The sequence below is a fragment of the Gilliamella sp. M0320 genome (genome assembly GCF_016101635.1).
Taxonomy (GTDB): Bacteria; Pseudomonadota; Gammaproteobacteria; order Enterobacterales; family Orbaceae; genus Gilliamella; species Gilliamella apis.
Map to the genome: position 1 here is coordinate 89,376 of NZ_JACFQD010000001.1, position 21,460 is coordinate 110,835.

16 protein-coding genes and 1 pseudogene are annotated in these 21,460 nt (G+C 32.9%); 14 read left to right on the forward strand and 3 right to left on the reverse strand.

The genetic code is table 11. The annotated features are described in order from the left end of the window. The first annotated feature begins 11 nt into the window (after positions 1-11). From bamA to H3T83_RS00445, 9 genes are all read left to right on the forward strand, one after another. Positions 12-2,435: an outer membrane protein assembly factor BamA gene (gene bamA / locus H3T83_RS00405; protein WP_065650804.1), complete on the forward strand. Its 2,424-nt coding sequence runs from the start codon at positions 12-14 to the stop codon at positions 2,433-2,435. A 39-nt stretch (positions 2,436-2,474) separates the two neighbouring features. Then, positions 2,475-2,963: an OmpH family outer membrane protein gene (locus H3T83_RS00410; RefSeq protein ID WP_034903430.1), complete on the forward strand. Its 489-nt coding sequence runs from the start codon at positions 2,475-2,477 to the stop codon at positions 2,961-2,963. After that, positions 2,963-3,991: a UDP-3-O-(3-hydroxymyristoyl)glucosamine N-acyltransferase gene (lpxD, locus tag H3T83_RS00415; RefSeq protein WP_086320410.1), complete on the forward strand. Its 1,029-nt coding sequence runs from the start codon at positions 2,963-2,965 to the stop codon at positions 3,989-3,991. Before H3T83_RS00410 ends, lpxD begins: the two co-directional genes overlap by 1 nt. A 108-nt stretch (positions 3,992-4,099) precedes the next feature. Beyond that, a complete protein-coding gene (gene tig, locus H3T83_RS00420) occupies positions 4,100-5,401 on the forward strand; it encodes a trigger factor (RefSeq protein ID WP_198198461.1) in 1,302 nt (433 codons plus the stop codon). A gap of 90 nt (positions 5,402-5,491) precedes the next feature. Next, positions 5,492-6,094 carry an ATP-dependent Clp endopeptidase proteolytic subunit ClpP gene (gene clpP / locus H3T83_RS00425; protein WP_174565253.1) on the forward strand — a complete coding sequence of 201 codons (603 nt, stop codon included), beginning with the start codon at positions 5,492-5,494 and terminating at the stop codon, positions 6,092-6,094. Between the two features lie 20 nt (positions 6,095-6,114). Further along, entirely contained in the window at positions 6,115-7,380 is a 1,266-nt protein-coding gene (clpX, locus tag H3T83_RS00430) for an ATP-dependent protease ATP-binding subunit ClpX (RefSeq protein WP_065614377.1), read from the forward strand. Positions 7,381-7,556: 176 nt separating this feature from the next. Beyond that, entirely contained in the window at positions 7,557-9,968 is a 2,412-nt protein-coding gene (gene lon, locus H3T83_RS00435; RefSeq protein WP_198214798.1) for an endopeptidase La, read from the forward strand. A 150-nt stretch (positions 9,969-10,118) separates the two neighbouring features. Beyond that, positions 10,119-11,987, forward strand: coding sequence for a SurA N-terminal domain-containing protein (locus H3T83_RS00440; RefSeq protein WP_198214799.1), 1,869 nt, complete (start codon positions 10,119-10,121; stop codon positions 11,985-11,987). Between the two features lie 152 nt (positions 11,988-12,139). Next, a complete protein-coding gene (locus H3T83_RS00445) occupies positions 12,140-12,445 on the forward strand; it encodes a helix-hairpin-helix domain-containing protein (RefSeq protein ID WP_198195779.1) in 306 nt (101 codons plus the stop codon). A 40-nt stretch (positions 12,446-12,485) separates the two neighbouring features. On the opposite strand, the gene priA is transcribed toward H3T83_RS00445, so the two are convergent. Continuing rightward, positions 12,486-14,654, reverse strand: a complete 2,169-nt coding sequence (gene priA, locus H3T83_RS00450) for a primosomal protein N' (protein ID WP_198214800.1) — start codon at positions 14,652-14,654, stop codon at positions 12,486-12,488. A 194-nt stretch (positions 14,655-14,848) separates the two neighbouring features. Here priA and moaC point away from each other — a divergent pair, with 194 nt between their 5' ends. The 5 genes and pseudogenes from moaC to H3T83_RS00475 all read left to right on the forward strand — a co-directional run bounded on the left by moaC (position 14,849) and on the right by H3T83_RS00475 (position 18,767). After that, positions 14,849-15,343: a cyclic pyranopterin monophosphate synthase MoaC gene (gene moaC / locus H3T83_RS00455; RefSeq protein ID WP_065577707.1), complete on the forward strand. Its 495-nt coding sequence runs from the start codon at positions 14,849-14,851 to the stop codon at positions 15,341-15,343. Next, the gene (gene moaD / locus H3T83_RS00460) at positions 15,340-15,585 is read left to right on the forward strand and encodes a molybdopterin synthase sulfur carrier subunit (RefSeq protein ID WP_198214801.1); all 246 of its coding nucleotides are present in this window, start codon (positions 15,340-15,342) and stop codon (positions 15,583-15,585) included. The genes moaC and moaD overlap by 4 nt, the downstream gene beginning before the upstream one ends. A gap of 4 nt (positions 15,586-15,589) precedes the next feature. After that, entirely contained in the window at positions 15,590-16,033 is a 444-nt protein-coding gene (gene moaE / locus H3T83_RS00465) for a molybdopterin synthase catalytic subunit MoaE (RefSeq protein WP_198214989.1), read from the forward strand. Between the two features lie 124 nt (positions 16,034-16,157). Then, a pseudogene (locus H3T83_RS00470) lies at positions 16,158-16,768 on the forward strand (Bax inhibitor-1/YccA family protein); the annotation flags it as partial. A gap of 178 nt (positions 16,769-16,946) precedes the next feature. After that, positions 16,947-18,767, forward strand: a complete 1,821-nt coding sequence (locus H3T83_RS00475; RefSeq protein WP_198214802.1) for a sulfatase-like hydrolase/transferase — start codon at positions 16,947-16,949, stop codon at positions 18,765-18,767. Between the two features lie 35 nt (positions 18,768-18,802). On the opposite strand, the gene sppA is transcribed toward H3T83_RS00475, so the two are convergent. Next, positions 18,803-20,620, reverse strand: coding sequence for a signal peptide peptidase SppA (gene sppA / locus H3T83_RS00480; RefSeq protein ID WP_198214803.1), 1,818 nt, complete (start codon positions 20,618-20,620; stop codon positions 18,803-18,805). A gap of 22 nt (positions 20,621-20,642) precedes the next feature. Continuing rightward, complete coding sequence (apaH, locus tag H3T83_RS00485; RefSeq protein WP_086353911.1) at positions 20,643-21,458, reverse strand: bis(5'-nucleosyl)-tetraphosphatase (symmetrical) ApaH; 816 nt, start codon at positions 21,456-21,458, stop codon at positions 20,643-20,645. Positions 21,459-21,460 lie beyond the last annotated feature (2 nt).

Sequence of the window (21,460 nt, forward strand, 5' to 3'; positions counted from 1 at the left end):
AAATATATACGATGAAAATAAAAAACTTACTTATAGCATCTTTGCTGTTTAGTACTACAGCAGTATATAGTTCCAATGCATTTTGTGTTGATGATTTTGTGGTTAAAGATATCAAGTTTGAGGGGCTACAGCGTGTAACTGTTGGCGCAGCTATGCTTGAAATGCCAATCCAAGTTGGTGACTATGTAAATGAAGCTGACTTAGGCCGTATTATTAAATCTCTTTACTCAAGTGGTAATTTTGATGATATAACCGTATCAAGAGATGGTGATAGATTGATTGTACATGTGCAAGAACGTCCTACTATTGCTAGCATTACTTTCTCTGGCAATAAATCTGTCAAAGATGATATGTTGAAGAAGAATTTAGATAGTACTGGTATTCGAGAAGGTGATGCATTAGATCGCACTATGCTTTCAGGTATTGAAAAAGGTTTAGAGGATTTTTATTACAGTGTTGGTAAATATAATGCTCAAATTAAAGCTGTAGTTACGCCATTATCTCGTAATCGTGTTGATCTAAAATTAGTTATTGCTGAAGGTAAATCGGCGTTAATTGATCAAATCAATATTGTTGGTGCAAAAGCATTTTCATCAGAAGAACTGATTTCTCGTTTTACATTACGTGATGAGGTTCCTTGGTGGAATATGTTAGGTGATCGTAAATATCAAAAACAAAAATTAGCATCTGACTTAGATGAATTGCAAAGTTTTTATCTAAATCGAGGTTATGCACGTTTCAATATTGAATCTACACAAGTTAGTTTAACGCCAGATAAAAAAGGTATTTATGTAACTATTAACATCCATGAAGGTGAACAATATAAATTATCAGAATTGGATTTTAAAGGTAACTTTGCTGGTCATAAAGAGGCAATAACCAAAATAGCCAAAGAAAAACTGACTGTTGGGGAACTTTATAATGGTAAAAAAATTACTGATATTGAAGATAATGTTAAACGTTTGTTAGCTAATTTTGGTTATGCTTACCCACAAGTAGCTATTCAACCAGAAATGGATGATGCATCACATACCGTTAAATTAATAGTATTAGTTGATGTTGGACAACGTTTCTATGTCCGTAATATTAAGGTTGTCGGAAATACAATTACTAGTGAAAGTGTCGTTCGTCGTGAACTTCGTCAGATGGAAGGCTCATGGTTAAGTAATGGTTTGGTTGAACTAGGTAAAGATCGTTTAAATCGACTTGGATTTTTTGATTCGGTAGAAGCAAATACTGAACGTGTTCCGGGAGTAGATGATCAAGTTGATATTATTTATAAAGTTTCCGAGCGAAATACAGGTAGTATTAAATTTGGTATTGGTGTTGGTTCTGATAGTGGTGTCAGTTTTAATGCAGGTATTTCACAAGATAACTGGTTAGGCACAGGTAACAGTGTTTCTTTTGATATTAATACTACTAGCAATGATAAGACAGCATCGATATCGATAGTAGACCCATATTTTACGGTTGATGGTGTCAGTTTAGGCGGTAGTGTTTATTACAATACTTATAAAACTGATAGCGATGATGATGAATCAGAATATTCAAGTAAAACTTGGGGCGCTACAGCTAATTTAGGTTTCCCAATAAGTGAAAATAATTTTCTCCGCTTTGGCACAGAATTTGCTAACCATCGATTAACTGATATGAATGCGCAATATAATATGTGGCGCTATTTTGAATCCATGGGTGAAAATATGGAAAATAAAGGTAAATCTTTTTCATATGATACCAACGATCTATTATTAAATGCTTATTGGACATATAACTCGTTAGACCGGGGGTACTTTCCTACTGATGGTCTAAAAGTAACTGCAAATATAAAAGCGACAGCACCTGTCTTTGATAATCGATACTATAAGATGGTTACTGATGCATCTTATTACTATCCAATTGACGGAGATCATAATTGGGTGTTCCTAGCACGAGGTCGATTAGGCTATGGCGGTGGATTTGGTGGTAAAGAGTTACCATTTTATGAAAACTTCTATGCTGGTGGTTCAACTGTTTTACGTGGTTTTAAATCAAATACTGTTGGTCCTAAAGCAGTATATTTTGATAAATATGGTTGTAGAACACTAAATGATACATCCAGATGTGAAAAATCTAAAGATGCGATTGGCGGTAATGCCTTAGCATTTGCTAGCACAGAATTGGTTGTTCCAACACCATTTGCCAGTGAAAAATATGCCGATAGTATTCGAACATCAGTATTTTTTGATGCCGGTACTGTTTGGGATACGGAATGGGATCTAAAAGGAAAAAATGTTCCTGATTATAGTTCCCCATCAGATATTAGAATGTCAGCTGGTCTTGCTGTTCAATGGATGTCTCCATTAGGTCCATTGGTATTTTCTTATGCACAACCACTTAAGAAATATAATGGTGATTCAGCGCAACAATTTCAATTTAATATAGGTTCAACATGGTAATACCAAGTTGAGAATAACTAAAATATATAGGTGAATAAAGTGAAAAAAATTATATCTGTTCTTGGCCTTAGTGTTGCATTACTTTTTACTGGTGCAGCGAATGCCGAAATTAAAATTGGTGTTATTGATGTTATGTCAGTATTACAACAAATGCCGCAACGAGAAACAGTTGGAAAGGCTTTAGATAAAGAATTCGAAGCTAGAGCGAAAACACTACAGCAAGAAGAGAAGAAAGCTAATGATGCGGCAGCACGTTTAAAGAAAGATGGTTTAACTTTATCTTCTTCTGAAAAAACAAAATTGAATAAAACTATTTCTGATTTTGAAAATAAAGCAAAAGCGTTTTCAAATGATTATCGTAAACGAGAAACTGAAGAAGCAAGTAAATTATTAACTAAAATTCAAGAAGTAGTTAAAAAAATTGTTGAAGAAGAAAAATATGATTTAATATTAAAAGCTGAAGCAACTTTATCGGCTTCAGATGCTGTTGATATTACAAATAAAGTTTTGGAAAAGGTTAAAAATTAATGTTTGCTTTTCGTTTAGAGCAATTAGCTGAACAGTTGGGTGCTACGTTACACGGTGATGGTGAATTAATCATCACTGGTGTGGCATCAATGAAAAGCGCCACCGAAGGCCAAATAACTTTTTTGTCCGATAAGAAATTCCAAAATAATTTATCTAGCTGTAATGCATCTGCTGTTGTCATGACTGAAGAAAGTCTTAAGTATTGGAATGGGGCAGCTTTAATAGTAAAAAATCCCTACCTATGTTATGCAAAATTAGCCCAAATTTTGGATACAACTCCTTTACCCGCTAAAGAAATTGCTGATTCAGCAGTTATCGATCCTACAGTGCAATTAGGTAACAATGTTGCTGTTGGAGCTAATGCTGTTATTGAAAGTGGTGTAGTTCTTGGTGATAATTGTATTATCGGTGCCGGTTGTTTTATTGGTAAGGATACAGTTATTGGAGCAGGCACTAAACTATGGGCTAATATATCTATATATCATAACTGTGTTATTGGTGAAAATTGCTTAATCCAATCAGGAACTGTAATAGGTGCAGATGGATTTGGTTATGCTAATGATAAAGGTAAATGGATAAAAATTCCTCAACTAGGTCGAGTAGTAATAGGTAATAATGTTGAAATTGGTGCATCAACAACCATAGATCGTGGTGCTCTAGATGATACTGTTATCGGCAATGGTGTTATTATTGATAATCAATGTCAAATAGCTCATAACGATATTATTGGTGATCATACTGCTGTTGCCGGTGGTGTAATCATGGCAGGAAGTTTAACTATTGGTCGTCATTGTTTAATTGGCGGTGCTAGCGTCATTAATGGACATATGGAAATTTGCGATCAAGTTACAGTGACAGGAATGGGAATGGTAATGCGCCCAATTACCGAACCTGGTGTATATTCATCGGGAATCCCTTTACAACAAAATAAAGTATGGCGTAAAACAGCTTCATTAGTATTACATATTGATGAAATGAATAAACGTTTGAAAGCACTTGAGAAGAAGCAGTTAAATATCTCGACGTAGTCGATTACGGTCGGTATAATGCTTTCCTATTTTGTAAAATTAATTAGCTCAATTATTGTTTATAATATGATTATGAGCAAATATATTTAATAATTTCGAGGTATAAAGATGCAAGTTTCGGTAGAAACAACACAAGGTTTAGGTCGTCGTTTATCAATTACTATTAAATCAGAAGATATCACTAAAGCGGTTAATAAAGAACTTTTAAATACTGCAAAAAAAGTTCGTATCGATGGCTTTCGTAAAGGAAAGGTTCCTTTAAAAATTGTTGAACAACGCTATGGTGCTTCTATTTTACAGGATGCTTTAAGCGATTTAATGCAACGTAATTTTGTCGATGCTATTATTCAAGAAAAATTAAACCCAGCTGGTGCACCTGTATATACTCCAAAAGAATATAAAGATGGTGAAGATTATACATTTACTGTTGAGTTTGAAGTTTATCCTGAAATCAAAATTAAAGATTTAGATAAGATCGAAGTTGAAAAACCGATTGCCGAAATTGTTGATGCAGATGTTGACACAATGATTGAAACTTTACGTAAACAACAGGGTTCTTGGAAAGTTGTTGAACAAAAAGCTAAAGAACAAAATCGTGTTACTCTCGACTTTTTAGGTAAAGTTGACGGTGATGAATTTGAAGGTGGTAAAGCTGATGATTTTGCACTTGTTTTAGGACAAGGTCGTATGATTCCTGGTTTTGAAGATGCAATTATTGGTCATAAAGCCGGTGATCAATTTGATATCAATGTTACTTTCCCAGATGACTATCATGCTGAAAATTTAAAAGGTAAACCTGCGGTATTTGCTGCTACACTTAAGAAAGTTGAAGAACTTGAACTTCCAGAACTTACTGAAGATGTGGTTAAAAGATTTGGTATTGCTGATGGAACTGTTGATAGTTTACGTGCAGAAGTGCGCAAAAATATGTTACGTGAACTTAATGCTACAATTCGTAATAAAATTAAATCACAAGCTATTGATGGTTTAGTTAAAAATAACGATATTGAAGTGCCAGCGGCTTTAATTGATCGTGAAGTTGATGTGTTACGTCAACAAGCGGTAACTCGTTTTGGTGGTAATGCTAAACAAGCAATGGATCTTCCTAAAGAGTTATTTGAAGCAGAAGCAAAACGTCGAGTATTAGTTGGATTGCTATTTAGTGAAATTATTGAAAGCAATAAATTACAAGCTGATGATACTAAAGTTCAATCATTAATCGATGAAATTGCAACAGCTTATGAAGATCCAAAAGAAGTAGTAGATTATTACCACAAAGATAAGAAAGCAATGGATAATATCCGTTCTGTTGCGCTAGAAGATCAAGTAGTTGATTTATTATTAGCTAGTGCTAAAGTAACAGAGAAAACCTATTCGTTTTCTGAATTAATGAATCAGCAAGTTGCATAAGCAATTTGTTATTTTATTTAGTTAAAAATTTCTATAAAGCCCAAATAAGGATTAACTGTTTGGGCTATTTTGTTTAATTAGGAGATGAAAATGCCTTTAGAACCATGCATGAGTGTGATTCCAATGGTTGTTGAGCAAAGCTCTCGAGGAGAAAGAGCTTATGACATTTACTCACGACTATTAAAAGAAAGAATTATATTTTTGACTGGACAAGTTGAAGATAATATGGCGAATCTAATAATAGCTCAAATGCTTTTTCTTGAAGCAGAAAATCCTGAAAAAGATATTTACTTATATATTAATTCTCCTGGTGGAGTTGTAACTGCTGGTATGGCTATATATGACACAATGCAGTTTATAAAACCAGATGTAAGTACTATCTGTTTAGGACAAGCATGCTCAATGGGATCTCTACTTTTGACCGCAGGAACTAAAGGTAAGCGTTACTGTTTACCGAATGCACGTGTTATGATTCATCAACCTTTGGGTGGTTTTCAAGGCCAAGCATCTGATATTCAAATTCATGCTCAAGAAATATTACAGGTAAAAAGTCGATTAAATAATATTTTGGCAAAACATACCGGACAAGATATTAGTGTAATTGAGAAGGATACAGATCGTGATAATTTCATGTCAGCTGAGAAAGCAGTTGAATATGGATTGGTTGACGCCATATACAGTAAACGATCTTAAAACTAAATAGGTGGAAAAAAGTGGATAAAGAAAACTCAGAAAAATTACTCTATTGTACTTTTTGTGGTAAAAGTGAGCATGAAGTCCGTAAACTAATTGCTGGGCCATCATCTATTTATATTTGTAATGAATGTATTGGTTTGTGTAATGATATTTTAAAAGAAGAGACCAAAAATTTTCTTTCTCATGAAGAATTTATAAGTAAACCATTGCCAACTCCTCATGAAATACGTGACCATCTTGATGAATATGTCATTGGTCAAGAACGAGCAAAAAAAGTATTATCTGTGGCTGTTTATAATCATTATAAACGCTTGCGTAGTTATTCTACACGTAGTGATGTAGAGTTAGGTAAAAGTAATATTTTATTAATAGGTCCAACTGGTAGTGGTAAAACATTATTAGCTGAAACATTAGCGCGCTTTTTAGATGTTCCTTTTGCTATGGCGGATGCAACAACTTTAACCGAAGCAGGTTATGTTGGTGAAGATGTTGAAAATATTATTCAAAAATTATTACAAAGTTGTGATTATGATGTAGAAAAAGCTCAACGAGGAATTATCTATGTTGATGAAATAGATAAAATCTCAAGAAAATCAGATAATCCATCTATCACGCGAGATGTATCTGGTGAAGGGGTACAGCAAGCATTGTTAAAAATAATTGAAGGAACAGTAGCATCGGTTCCTCCTAAAGGTGGGCGTAAGCATCCACAACAAGAGTTTTTACAAGTGGATACATCAAAGATTCTCTTTATTTGTGGCGGTGCTTTTAGTGGCTTAGATAAAGTTATTGAAAATCGTGTTTCTACCAATACTGGTATTGGTTTTGGTGCAGATGTAAAAAGTAGCAAAAATAAAGCAACAGAGTCTGAATTACTAGCGCAAATTGAAGCAGAAGATTTAGTCAAATTTGGTTTAATTCCTGAATTTATTGGTAGATTACCTGTCATTGGAACTTTATCGGAACTAGATAAAGATGCTTTAGTCAATATATTGACTGAACCTAAAAATGCTTTAACTAAACAATTTAATGCATTATTAGAATTAGACGGTGTAGAACTAGAATTCACACAAGAGGCTTTAGAGGCAATTGCCATAAAAGCGATGAAACGCAAAACAGGTGCTAGAGGATTACGCTCAATCGTGGAAAATATATTGTTAGATACAATGTATGACTTACCATCAATGGATAATGTAAAAAAAGTCCTTGTTGATAAAGAAACTGTTGAACAGTTGCAATCACCTAAATTAATTTATAGTGGAAATACAGAATTGTCAGCTTAATAGATAAACCAATATGTCTTTTTAAGCAGACAAATCGCAGTTAATGTTCAGTTCGCTAAGATACGGATGTGCTTTGAAAGAGCACTTACCGTATTTAAAACATCAAAGGATAAGCTTGAATATCTTAAAATGGCCCCAATATAAGACAGATAAGTTTGTACTACCGAGAGAATAAAATGAAGACAAAACAAACTAAACAAATGATTATGCCTATTTTACCATTACGTGATGTTGTTGTATTTCCTCATATGGTGATTCCTCTCTTTGTCGGTCGAAATAAATCAATTCGTTGCTTAGAAAGTGCAATGGAAATGGATAAGCAAGTTTTTCTTGTTACGCAAAAGCATCCTTCTCAAGATGAACCAAATGTTGAAGATTTATATGAAGTGGGGACAGTAGCTAATGTCTTACAATTACTTCAATTACCAGATGGAACTGTGAAAGTACTGGTTGAAGGGGTTACTCGAGCTAAGATAGGTGATATAGTTGAACGAAAAGAGGATGACTTTTTAATAGCTGATATCAAACCATTAAAAGAGTCGAAAAAAACAGATAAAATCAATCAAGCAATGACAAGAGTACTATTGTCAAACTTTGATGATTATGCCAAACTTAATAAAAAAGTAACACAAGAAGTTGTTGATTCTATTCATCTTATAAAAGAACCATCACAACTTGCGGATTCCATCGCCGCAACCTTATTTATAAAAGTTGAGCAAAAACAAGATATTTTGGTTACTGCTGATTTAGAAAAACGTTTTGAATTACTTATTTCATTAATGGAAGCTGAAATAGACTTGTTGCAAGTAGAAAAGAATATTCGTCAGCGAGTTAAACAACAGATGGAAAAGGCTCAAAAAGAGTATTATCTGAATGAGCAAATTAAAGCAATCCATAAAGAACTAGGTGATATAGATAATAAACCTGATGAATTTGAAGAGTTAAACTTAAAAATTTCCAAGGCAAAAATGCCTCAAGAGGCCAAGGAAAAAACGCTATCCGAACTTAATAAACTTAAAATGATGCCGGCTATGTCAGCTGAAGCAACTGTCGTTCGAGGTTATATCGATTGGATGCTACAGTTGCCTTGGCATAAACGTAGTAAAGTAAAAAAAGATATCCAAGCTGCACAAAAGGTTTTAGATAAAGATCATTATGGGCTTGAGCGTGTAAAAGACAGAATATTGGAATATTTAGCTGTACAGGGGCGAGTTAATAAGGTAAAAGGTCCAATTTTATGCTTAGTTGGGCCTCCAGGGGTTGGTAAAACATCTCTAGGCCAATCTATTGCAAAAGCAACTGGTCGACAATATGTGCGTATGGCTTTAGGTGGTGTTCGTGATGAAGCGGAAATTCGTGGCCATAGAAGAACTTATATTGGATCCATGCCAGGTAAATTAATCCAACGTATGGTTAAAGTTGGAGTTAAAAATCCACTATTTTTGTTAGATGAAATCGACAAAATGGCTTCTGATATGCGAGGTGATCCAGCGTCTGCATTGCTTGAAGTACTAGATCCAGAACAAAATAATGCATTTAATGATCATTATTTAGAAGTAGACTATGATTTATCTGACGTAATGTTTGTGGCAACGGCTAATTCAATGAATATCCCAGCCCCGTTACTTGATAGGATGGAAGTCATTAGACTGTCTGGTTATACTGAAGATGAAAAATTAAATATAGCTAAACAACACTTAATATCTAAACAGATCGCTAACAGTGGCTTAAAAGCCAAAGAAATAGATATTGATGACTCTGCTATCATTGGTATTATTCGCTATTATACTCGTGAAGCTGGTGTGCGTAGTTTAGAAAGAGAAATAGCTAAAATTTGCCGTAAAGTAGTTAAACAATTGGCTTTAAATAGTAAATTACATAAAGTGAATATTAGCCAAGACAATCTAAAAGACTTTTTAGGTGTACAACGTTTTGATTATGGCAAATCAGAAAGTGAAAATCGAATCGGTCAAGTTACTGGTTTAGCCTGGACTGAAGTTGGCGGCGATTTATTGACAATTGAATCGGTAAGTGTAGTTGGGAAGGGGAAATTAACTTACACCGGCTCTCTTGGTGATGTGATGCAAGAATCAATTCAGACAGCACTGACTGTTGTTCGTTCACGAGCAGAAAAACTTGGTATCAATAACGATTTTTATGAAAAACGTGATATACATGTGCATGTTCCTGATGGAGCTACACCTAAAGATGGTCCAAGTGCTGGTATTGCGATGTGCACCTCGTTGGTTTCGACCTTAACAGGTAATCCTGTTCGTTCTGATGTTGCAATGACCGGTGAAATAACCTTACGAGGTGAAGTATTACCAATTGGTGGATTAAAAGAAAAATTATTAGCTGCGCATAGAGGTGGTATAAAAACAGCATTGATTCCTATTGATAATGTCAAAGATCTTGAAGATATTCCAGATAATGTGAAATCTGAAATCGAAATTAAACCAGTAAAATGGATTGATGAAGTATTAACTATCGCCTTACAAAACAATCCATTTGGTATTGAACCTGTAATAGGAAAAGCTAAAAGAAGAAAAGATAGCGTAAAATCTAGCAAAAATATAAATAAATTATAAACCTATTAGCTAATGTTTTTGAGTTTTATGAATGAAAAAGTCAACCGTGTGTTGACTTTTTTTATCGACTTTTAATTGAATAATAGCCTATTTTAGCAAATATGCTATACTTGCGAAATTAAAATTCAGGTGTATGGAGAATAGCCAGTTATGATGGAAACAATTAGAACAGCAGCAAATAGTGTTGTTGTTAAAATAATCTTTGCAATCATTATTTTATGTTTTATTTTTACCGGCGTAGGATTTTTAGGTTTTGGTGGTAGTGGTAATAGTGCCAACGATGAACAATTATATATTGCTAAAGTTGATGGTGAAGGTATCAGTCGTGCAGGATTTGAAGATCAAGTCAAACAATCCTTAGCAAAAACTACTGGTGATGCATCTTTTATCAAAATCTTGCGTCGTAATATTTTAGCTCAGCAAATAGATAATTATTTAGCTTATCAGTTTGCAGATAAAATTAATACCGCCATCAGTAATGAGAATATAAAGAATTATATTAAACAACAAAAAGTTTTCTTTATAGACGGTAAATTTGATAATCAGAACTATTTAGATTTACTGGCTGAAAATGGTTTCACTCCTGATAGTTATGCTGAAATATTAAAAACGTCATTACAACAACAACAAGTTATGGATGCATTAGTACAATCGAGTTTTGTTTTACCATCTGATTCAGAAATAGGATTATTAAAAAATCAAACGAGAAATATTTATGCGACGGTAATTGATTCATCAATTGATGATAATAAAGATATAAATATTTCTGAAGCTGACGAACAAAAATATTATGATGAGCATAAAAATAATTTTCACAAAAAAGAACGTGTAAAAATTAAATATATTTATAATTCTAAAGATCTTATTGCTCAATCAGTTAAAATCAGTGATGATGAAGTTAAAGCAGAGTATAATAAAAATATTCATGAATATAGTTATCCAGCGCAAAAAGCTTTTAGTGTAATTTTTGTAACTGATAAAGCACAAGCATATAAAATTACTAAAGAATTGGCTACAGGTGCTAATTTTGAACAAATTGCGCAAATGCTGAATACAAATAATGATATGTCAGCTTATGGTAAAAATGGTTCATTAGGTTGGTTTGCTGAAGATAATTCTTTACCTGAAGTATTTAAAAAAGCAAATTTAAAAAAAATTAACCAAATTTCAACACCGATACCTACCGATGAAGGGTTTGCAATAATTAAGTTAGATGGTATACAGCCAAGTAAAAGTATGGATCTTGATTTAGTTAGAGCTAGGATTGGAGCAAACATAGCTAATCAAAAAATACAAAAAGAATTCAATGCAATTGAAGATAAAATTAAAGTTGCATTAAGTGAATCACCGAAATCTCTTGAGGAGTTAGCTGAAAAAACAGGGCTTACTGTAAATACGACTGATTGGACAACTTATCAAGATCCATTTTCAATCATGATTCATCCTGAAATAAGCGATTTAGTTTTTAGTGAAGAAATGATAGTTGATGGTCAGTTAACTCATAAAATGTCTGATTTAATTCCAATTGAAAGAAAACAAGGTAGTTATGATTTTGTAATTCAAGTTACTGATAATCGTCCTGAAGGGATAGCACCATTTGATGAAGTTAAAGATACAATTAAACAACAGTTAACTAAGAATATATCTGATAATCGTTTTAAATCTAATGTTGAAAATTTATTAGCTGAATTAAATACTACTGGTAAATCTGATAAAATTAGATTAAGTCAAAGGTATGAGTTAAATAGAGACTCAACCAATTTAGATAAACAGGTTGTCGATATGGTATTTAATTTAGAGCAACCGATTAAAGGTGTTAAATCTGTGACTTATGGAGCACAATTTTTAGAAAATAATACTGCTTATATTGTTGCATTAACTAAAGTAGATACACCAACAGAGTATCAAGATATTTCATCAGAATTATTACCATTATTCGTTGATGATACTTATTATTATCTTCGTGATGATATTCGTTCTAAATCAAAAATTGAAATAATGCCTGATGCGAATATGTGATTGAGATCGAAATAAATTTATATTCGCTGTAATTAAAGTAAAGCCACTTAAGTGGCTTTTCGCATTTTTATTAATAGTAAAATTCATTTTATTAACTTAATGAGATAGTTAACTTGCAAATTTACTTGCATAATTATTTTGGAGTTAATCAAATGAAAATTTTTACAATATTATGTTTTTTATTCTCAAGCTTCTTTTTTTCAACTTTCAGTTTTGCAGAATCAAAATCAGAAACCACTACCACAGAGGTACAAAAACAAGTTGTTCAAGTTAATATCAACACAGCAACAGCTGAAGAGTTAACTAAAGGGTTAATTGGTATTGGTATGAGTAAGGCTCAGAAGATTATTGAATATCGAGAAAAATTTGGTCCTTTTATTTCTATAGAGCAGTTAAAAGAGGTTTCAGGTATTGGTCAAGCAACACTAGATAAAAATATAGGAAAAATTACATTATAAATTTAATCTCTTCCAACTGGTTACCTGTTGGAAGAGATGTTTAATTATCAATCGGATCAACATCAATACTCCATCTTACTTTTGATGTATCTTTCCACTGTTCAATAACTATAAGAAGGTTATCTAATATTTGCTGTAATACTTGTCGGTTGCTATGTTGCAAGAGTAATTGCCAACGATTATAGCCCGCTTTTTTCGGTTGGCTTGCAGGTATAGGCCCAAGTTGCCATAAATCTTGATTATAATTTGCTTTTAGCCAATCATGGATACGCTGTAAAAATTTTGGTGCTTGTAGATTATTACGATCAGCGGCACGAATTAGCACCTGGTAACTAAATGGTGGTAATAATGTTTGCTTACGTTCTTGTAAGGTTTGTTTGGCAAATGCTTGGTAACCTTGCGTTAGTAATATATTTAATAATGGATGTTCTGGATGATAAGTTTGTAGAATAACCTCGCCAGCTTTTGTTTCCCGACCAGCACGTCCTGACACTTGGGTATATATTTGTGCAAATCTTTCTGTGGCTCTAAAATCACTTGAAAATAGAGCGCCATCAACATCCACTATTCCAACTAATGTAACATCGGGAAAATGATGTCCTTTAGCCAGAATTTGCGTACCAACTAAAATATGAGCACCGCCTTTTTGGATGTCATGTAAATAAGTGTTTAATGCCTCTTTTTTGGTTATGGTATCACGATCAATACGAGTGATTTTTATATTCGGAAATAATATATTGAGTTGTTTTTCTAGTTGTTCTGTTCCAAATCCAATCGGTAGTAATTGTGTCGAACCACATTTAGGACATTGTTGTGGGATATTTCTAGGTGTATCGCAATAATGACAAATTAGTCTATTTTGTTTTTTATGAAAGGTATAAGGTCGATCACAACGTGGGCACTCGGCAATCCAACCGCAATCATGACAAATGATTAATGGCGCAAATCCCCTACGATTAAGAAACAACATAACTTGATTATTATTATCTAAATGTTTTTTTATTCGGGCAATTAATGGCTGGGAAAGTCCAGAAGTTAGAGCCATACCGCGAATATCTAAAATAGATTGTTTTGCTAATTTGGCATTACCTGCTCGTTGTGTAAGCTTGAGCTGTTGATACTTATGATTTTGGGCATTATTAATGGTTTCAAGAGAGGGCGTAGCCGATCCTAAAATAATAGGTATATTTTCAATTTTTGCTCGGATGATTGCTAAGTCTCTGGCATTATAACGCCAGCCTTCTTGCTGTTTATAAGAACTATCATGCTCTTCATCAATAATAATAATACCTAAATCTTGAAATGGAGTAAAAAGTGCTGATCGTGTACCTACGACGATAGCATTGTCACCATCTTTACTTTTTAACCAAACATCTAAACGTTCCTTATCAGTAAGGCCTGAATGTAAAATATCAATTGGTGCATTAAAACGTTGTTTAAAACGTTTGATAGTTTGCGGTGTTAAACCAATTTCAGGTACTAATACTAAAGCTTGTTTTCCTTGAGCTAAAACATCAGAAATAATATTTAGATAAACTTCCGTCTTACCAGAACCAGTTATACCATCAAGCAAAAATACACCAAATTGTTTGTTTTGTTTATTAATAGTAGTGATTGCATTTAATTGTTCATGATTTAATTGGATCGGTGCTTTGTTGGTTGAATAATTTGTCTGCCAACAAATTTTATCAGGTTGGCGATAAACAAGCTCGATAATCTGTTTTTTCTGTAATTCTTGATAGATATTCGAACTAAATTCACTTTCATTCAAACAGTTGTTTTTGAGTGAAGATACTAATAATTTTTGTTTTGGTGTTCGTGATAATAGGTTTAAATCAATTTGTTGCCCTTTTGGTGTTAATTGCCAATGTTTTATACTATCTTTGATGGCGGGTCGACCTTGTCTTAGTAGGATCGGCATAGCATGAAATATTACTTCACCAATCGGAAAATGATAATAACTGGTTGCCCAATTTAATAATTGCCAAATTGGTTGAGGAAAGATTTTTTTTGTATCAATAATCTCGGTAATAGGTTTTAAATTTTCGATATCAAAAGTTGTTTGCTGATCAATTTTAACGATGATTCCAATTATTTCTCGCTTACCAAATGGCACTTTAACGCGCATACCAATTTCAGCCTGCGTCGTAAGTGTGTAATCAAACAGTTGATAAAGGGGTACCGGTAAGGCTACATGGGCAATCAGCATTAACAATCACTATTACAGTTATAAAATTGCTATTGTACGCAGATTTTGTTTAACTCGCAAAAATTACGCAGGCAGACTAATTAATTATTTCTAAATTAAATATTAATACTTTATGTATATGCTAGTAGTATCGATAAACAAAATTTGTTATCTTGAGTGACAAATTAAAACATAATGTTTAAGGGTGTTCAAAAATGTCAGCGTCATTTTCACATATTAATCAGCGTGGTGATGCTCATATGGTGGATGTTTCAGAAAAACAGATAACCCATCGAGAGGCTAGGGCAGAATCAATAGTATTAATGAATGAAGAAACATTTAATATGATTATTGAAGGAAAACATCATAAAGGTGATGTGTTTGCAACTGCTCGAATTGCTGGAGTTCAAGCTGCGAAAAGGACATGGGAGTTAATACCACTTTGTCATCCATTACTACTTACTAAAATAGAGGTTAATATTGAACCTCTATTTGAAAATCATAGTGTAAGAATAGAGTCAGTTTGTAAGGTAACTGGTCAAACAGGCGTAGAAATGGAAGCGTTAGTTGCTGCTTCTGTAGCTGCATTAACGATATATGATATGTGCAAAGCTAGTCAGAAAGATATGATTATTAATCAGGTTAGATTATTAAATAAAATTGGTGGAAAATCTGGTGACTATAGCTTAATTAGAAAAGTGAAAGTATGAATAAAATTTATTTTTTTGCACAAATTAGAGAGCTACTAGGAATTGAATCTTTGGAATTAATGGTAGAGCAAATGTCAATAGCACAACTTTTAGATCAGCTGAGTTTACGTGGTGACAAATGGTCATTTGCTTTAAAAGAAAAGACTGTATTATGTGCGGTAAACCACACGCTAGTTGATTATCATCATATAATTCAACATGGTGATGAAATTGCATTTTTTCCACCAGTAACAGGTGGATGACAATATGAATATTATTGAAGTCAACCAATCATATATTGACATAAATTCATTAATAACGTGGCTCTATGAGTTACCTCAAGATGGAGCAGTAGTCACTTTTATTGGGAAAGTACGTAGTTTAGAAAACCAAGTGATTAGTTTAACGTTGGAACATTATCCTCAAATGACAGAAAAAGTGTTGAGGAATATTATTCATCAAGCCAGAGATAGATGGTCAATTAATCGAGTTGCATTAGTGCATCGTGTGGGCAAAATTAATGTTAATGAGAGTATTGTTTTTGTTGGCGTTAGTTCTGCGCATCGAAGTGATGCTTTTGCTGCAACAGAATTTATTATGGATGTATTAAAAAACGAAGCACCATTTTGGAAGAAAGAACAAACTGGTAATGGTGAAAATTGGGTTGAGGCAAAGCAATCTGATGTAAATTCCTTGGAAAAATGGTATTAATCTTTATTTAATATATAATAAGGTATTATGTTACTTTTATGGGAGTTAAGATATATCAAGTTATACTCCTAACGGTTCAGTTAAAGAATAAGCGCCGTATACAACAAAACATGAGTCAAGTATATGGATGGCTGTTGGTTTACTTTTAACTGCTTTTGTTGCTTGGTTTGCATCAACTAGTTTTGAGTTTCTCATTTTATTATCACGAGTAATATGGGTACTTTTAATTGCTGAAATTGGATTAGTATTTGTTATTTCAGGAATGATTAATCGTTTATCTGGTGCTGCCGCGACAACTTTATTTATGCTTTATTCAGTAATAAATGGTTGTACTTTTTCTATATATTTTATTTATTATACGTCATCTTCTATTGCCAGTGTCTTTTTTATTACCGCTGGAATGTTTAGTGCGTTAGCATTTTATGGCTATACGACTAAACGAGATTTATCTGGTTTTGTAGTTTATTATTCATGGGATTAATTGGTATTGTTAGCGCCTCTCTAGTTAATCTATTTTTGCAAGGCGAACCTTTAATGTGGGCGGTAACCTATATTGGCGTATTCGTTTTTGCCGGATTAACAGCTTATAATACGCAAAAACTTAAATAATTGAGTGTTAATTTATCATAAGAAGAGCAAAATATGCTTAGGCGTTATGTGATATTAGATGCATTAGCACTATATTGTGAGTTTATTAATTTATTTATCATGTTAGTTACCGCGAGTATTTGCTGAACGAAGGTAACGATTCATAATATTATAAGAAGACTCTATAACGAGCCCTTTTTGTTAATTTTATATTAATTTCTATACTTTTATTGTTTTTTTGTTAAAAAATTTTTGGAAAGCAATAAATCAAAATAAAAAAAACATTATTATTAAAGAATTTCAGCCTTTTACCTAATGGATTTCTATGAAAAAACTTTATTTGTTCTTGTTAGTAAATATTTTTATTTCGTCAATAATAGCAATCCGATATTTTGGGGTACCTGGCTCTTCGTTTACTTGGGATGGAAGCCTTTTTGCATTTATTGCAGTTTTAGGTCATTTTTTTTCAGCTTATTTATTAATTTTTGTTATATCTATTCCTATCCTTTGGATAAATAAAAAAATAACTAATATCTGCTTGGCACTTATATTCAGTTTATTGCAAATTGTTTTATATATAGATACTATCGTTTTCCAACAATATCGATTTCATATCAATGAGTCGGTAGTATCTATGGTTTTGTCCGGTCAGGTCGTGGATTTTTCAATTCCGACTTATGTATTAATGTTTTTGTTAATATTCGGTTTTTGTGGAATAGAATATTTAATCCTTTATCTATTTGATAAAAAATTTAATCATAAAACTATTCGACCTAAAATATTAATTATACCAACAGTTTTTCTTGCTAGTTGCTTGGTTATCAGTCATTTGATACATATGGTTGCTTTTTATTACGCCTATTCTCCGATTATGGTTATAAAAGAATATATTCCTTTATATCGTCCGTTTACCTCAAAAAAGATAATGGGATATTTTGATAAATCAGGACAACATAAAGTGCTTATTGACAGGGATAGCCAGCACGCAAGTATCTATTACCCTAAAAAAGATCTTATGATTAATCCAGATAATCAAGTAACACCTAATATTATGTTTATTGTGTTAGATTCTTGGCGTTATGATACTTTTAGTCCAGATATTTCCCCCAACACCTATCGTTTTGTTAAACAGAATGATGGCATAATTTTTAATAATCATTATTCAACAGGTAATGCAACTCGTACAGGTATTTTTGGTCTTTTCTATGGTATTCCCGGGACATACTGGGATTCATTTATAAGAAACCGTATTCCATCGTTATTTATAACTACTCTACAAAAAGAAAACTATAATATTGGAATTTTTACTTCAGCTAAAATCACCTCACCTGAATTTGATCGTACTGCTTTTTTAACTATCAAAAATTTAAGAATCAGTAGTAAAGATGGTCTAGCGTCAAGTCGTGATAAACAGATAACGGATGACTGGCTAAATTGGTATGAATCTAGGGACAAATCTAACCCTAGTTTTTCCTTTTTATTTTTTGATGCGCCACATGCTTATGATTTCCCGAAAGATTTTGATGTGAAATTTAAACCAGTTGGTGACCTCAATTATATGACATTAAATAATAATACAGATCCCGTTCCAATTTTTAATCGTTATAAACAGAGTGTCTATTATGATGATTATTTGTTGCAGAAAGTTTATGATGAACTTAAACAGTCTGGTTCATTAGATAATACATTGATTATTATTACTGGTGATCATTCACAAGAAATGAATGATAATAAATTAGGTTTTTGGGGGCATAATGGCAATTATACGGATGCTCAAACTAAAGTACCTTTTATTATTGTTGGCGCAAAAGATCTCCAGTATATAAGTGATAATATAAATAAATTTACCAGTCATGAGGATGTAGTGCCTTCGATAATGCGTAATTATTTACATGTAAAAAATGATATTACTGACTATTCGACCGGTTATGATTTGTTTAGTCCAATAATGGATAGAGATTGGTTACTTATGTCTAATTATAGCTCATATGCGGTACGGACTAAAGACAACATTTATTTTGTTAATCGTCTCGGTATTAGTCATTATTTGGATGCTCATAATAATGAAGTAAATGAAACACCTGATTATAATCTCATTAATGCAGCTATGAATAATATGCGTTATTTTTTCCAAGCAGACAAATAATAGTAAAAAAATCCACCTTAGAGGTGGATTTTTTATTATCTAATATCTGCACAATTTAGGCAGTAAATATAGCGGTTTTGCCCATCTTGGAATTTGTCCCAGAATGAAACTTGCTGTTTGATCTGTTTTATTTCGGGTATTTGTTCGAACAATACCTCTGCTGTTGATTTAGGCATCATTGCAATCATATCTGAATAAAAAGCATTGAGCCAATTACCTTCTTGTTTTTGCCAATCTATTTGATAATCTGAAATATTAGCTAATGTGGCGGCCATTTCGATTGCATCATCAAAATCACCTAACTTATCAACTAAACCGTTTTTACTTCCTTCTGAACCCAGCCACACTTGTCCTTGGGCTATATTATCTACTTGTTCGGTAGTCATATTTCGTGCTTTTGCTACTAAAGAAATAAAAGTGTGATAACCATTGTCAATATTCATTTGGATAAATTGGTTCATTTCACTCGATAGATTTTGAGTTAGGCTTCTATTTGCTAATGGTGATGTTGATACTCCATCATTATAGACTCCGATATGAGAAAGTGAATTTTCAAAGGTTGGTACTATACCGAAGATGCCAATGGATCCAGTAATAGTATTTGGGCTGGCAACAATATAGTCCGATGCAGTTGATATCCAATAACCACCTGAAGCGGCCATACCACCCATGGAGACAACAACTGGAATTTGGTAACTACGTAAAGCTTCTAATTCATTGCGAATCGCTTCTGAAGCATCAACACTTCCTCCAGGGCTATTTACTCTAAGTATGACCGCTTGTATATTATTTTTATTTAAATTTTTACGAATTTTTCTTAATTGCTCAACAATATCCTGGCTTCCAGCAACATTGCTGCTATTTTCACCATTGGTAATTGTTCCATTGACAAAAACAACGGCTATTTTTGGTTCTTTACTTGCGGGCATGGCATTTTCTTTCAGCTGGTAATCATAAATACTTACTCTATTTTTTATATTGATTTCTAGTTCAAATTCTTGATTAGTCGCTATTGCATCGATCAAACCATTTGCTAAAGCGTATTGTGCCATGTTGCCATTAGCTGCTTTTAGTTCTGATAGCATGTTTTCGGGTAATGGTACTAATTGTGAGGGTGCTTTTTTTCGTTCTTGTGAAATGTCACCAAGGTAGTTATTCCACATTAGATTTAACCATCGAGAGGTATTGCTTCTAGCTTCTTCCGACATATTGTCTCGAATGAATGGTTCAATAGCAGATTTATAAGTACCGACACGGAAAACATGAGTATTTACCTTTAAATTATCTAATAATGTTTTGTAATATAAATTATTGGCTGATAACCCAAATACATTTACAGCTCCTAATGGCGTTAAGTAGATTTTATTAGCATAACTGGCTAAATAATATTGGCTTTGATTAAAGTTTGAGCCGATGGCATAAATAGGTTTATTGGCTGCTTTGAATTTCGTTAAATATTTTCCAATATATTGTAGAGAACTCATGTCAGCACCAACAAAATTATCTAATTTCAATACCATACTTTTAATATTAGGATCTGATGTGGCTTGAGATATCTTTTGCACTAAATCAAATAAGCTATTTTCACGAGATAGATTTACTTTTTTGCCATAGATCTTATCTTGTATTTCATAAATTTCATCACTATAAAGTGAGTTGTCAACGACAACTCCCTCAAGATCCATAATTAAAGTGCCAGATTGAGGAATGACATCTTGTTTGTTGACTTCTTTTATTAATGCGATACCACTAAAAATCAAAAGAATAATGATTAAGAAAACGAGATTAAGAAATATTTCTCTGATTAAATTGATAATTTTCCAGATTGATTTTATAACAGATAGTGCAGACATAATAAAATAGCCTTTTTCTAATTTAATTGGTTTCGGTATTTTTCTTTTTGAAGTATTTTTTGTCTTCAAATCGCAAACAAGTTAATTTGCCGCCCCAACAACATCCTGTATCAAGCGCGTAAATATTCTCTGGAGTTCCTTTTCCATTCAGTGCTGCCCAGTGACCAAAAGCTATACTATAACCTGTTGGGATTTTTCCTGGCAGAGCAAACCAAGGTTTAAGTTTTGAGGGTGCTTGATCAGGTTGATTTTTGTAATAAAAATCAAGTCGGCCATCTTCGTAGCAATAACGCATTCGAGTTAATGCATTGGCAATATATCGTAGTCGATCTAATCCTTGTAGATCCATTGACCACTCATCTGGAAAATTACCATACATTTTGTCGAGGAAAAGGGGATATGAATCACTACTTAAAACGACATTTAGATCATGGGCACATTTTTTTAATGTTTCCAAATCCCATTGTGGTGTTACTCCCGCATGAGTCATAATAAGTTTTAGTTTTTCATCTATTTGGAGAAGTGGTTGTTTACGTAACCAGTTCATTAATTCATCAAAATCATCAGCATGAATTAATTCATCGAGATTATCCTTCTTTTTAGAAGGAGTAACATTGGCATAGATTGATAACAAATGTAAATCATGATTACCTAGTACTAATCTAATTTGTTCGCTATTTTTTTTAACAAATCTGATAACTTCCAGTGATTTAGGTCCTCTAGCAACTAAATCACCAGTTAACCATAACGTATCCGATGATGAAAAACCTGCTTTTTCAAGTAAACGCATAAATTCATCATAACACCCATGAATATCACCAATTATTAGATTTGCCATAA

Bases quoted from the DNA above. Each gene is read 5' to 3' on its own strand.
- bamA (WP_065650804.1), top strand. From the start codon at position 12: ATGAAAATAAAAAACTTACTTATAGCATCTTTGCTGTTTAGTACTACA.
- lpxD (WP_086320410.1), top strand. From the start codon at position 2,963: ATGTTTGCTTTTCGTTTAGAGCAATTAGCTGAACAGTTGGGTGCTACG.
- tig (WP_198198461.1), top strand. From the start codon at position 4,100: ATGCAAGTTTCGGTAGAAACAACACAAGGTTTAGGTCGTCGTTTATCA.
- clpP (WP_174565253.1), top strand. From the start codon at position 5,492: ATGCCTTTAGAACCATGCATGAGTGTGATTCCAATGGTTGTTGAGCAA.
- lon (WP_198214798.1), top strand. From the start codon at position 7,557: ATGAAGACAAAACAAACTAAACAAATGATTATGCCTATTTTACCATTA.
- H3T83_RS00440 (WP_198214799.1), top strand. From the start codon at position 10,119: ATGATGGAAACAATTAGAACAGCAGCAAATAGTGTTGTTGTTAAAATA.
- H3T83_RS00445 (WP_198195779.1), top strand. From the start codon at position 12,140: ATGAAAATTTTTACAATATTATGTTTTTTATTCTCAAGCTTCTTTTTT.
- priA (WP_198214800.1), bottom strand. From the start codon at position 14,654: ATGCTGATTGCCCATGTAGCCTTACCGGTACCCCTTTATCAACTGTTT.
- moaC (WP_065577707.1), top strand. From the start codon at position 14,849: ATGTCAGCGTCATTTTCACATATTAATCAGCGTGGTGATGCTCATATG.
- moaD (WP_198214801.1), top strand. From the start codon at position 15,340: ATGAATAAAATTTATTTTTTTGCACAAATTAGAGAGCTACTAGGAATT.
- moaE (WP_198214989.1), top strand. From the start codon at position 15,590: ATGAATATTATTGAAGTCAACCAATCATATATTGACATAAATTCATTA.
- H3T83_RS00475 (WP_198214802.1), top strand. From the start codon at position 16,947: ATGAAAAAACTTTATTTGTTCTTGTTAGTAAATATTTTTATTTCGTCA.
- sppA (WP_198214803.1), bottom strand. From the start codon at position 20,620: ATGTCTGCACTATCTGTTATAAAATCAATCTGGAAAATTATCAATTTA.
- apaH (WP_086353911.1), bottom strand. From the start codon at position 21,458: ATGGCAAATCTAATAATTGGTGATATTCATGGGTGTTATGATGAATTT.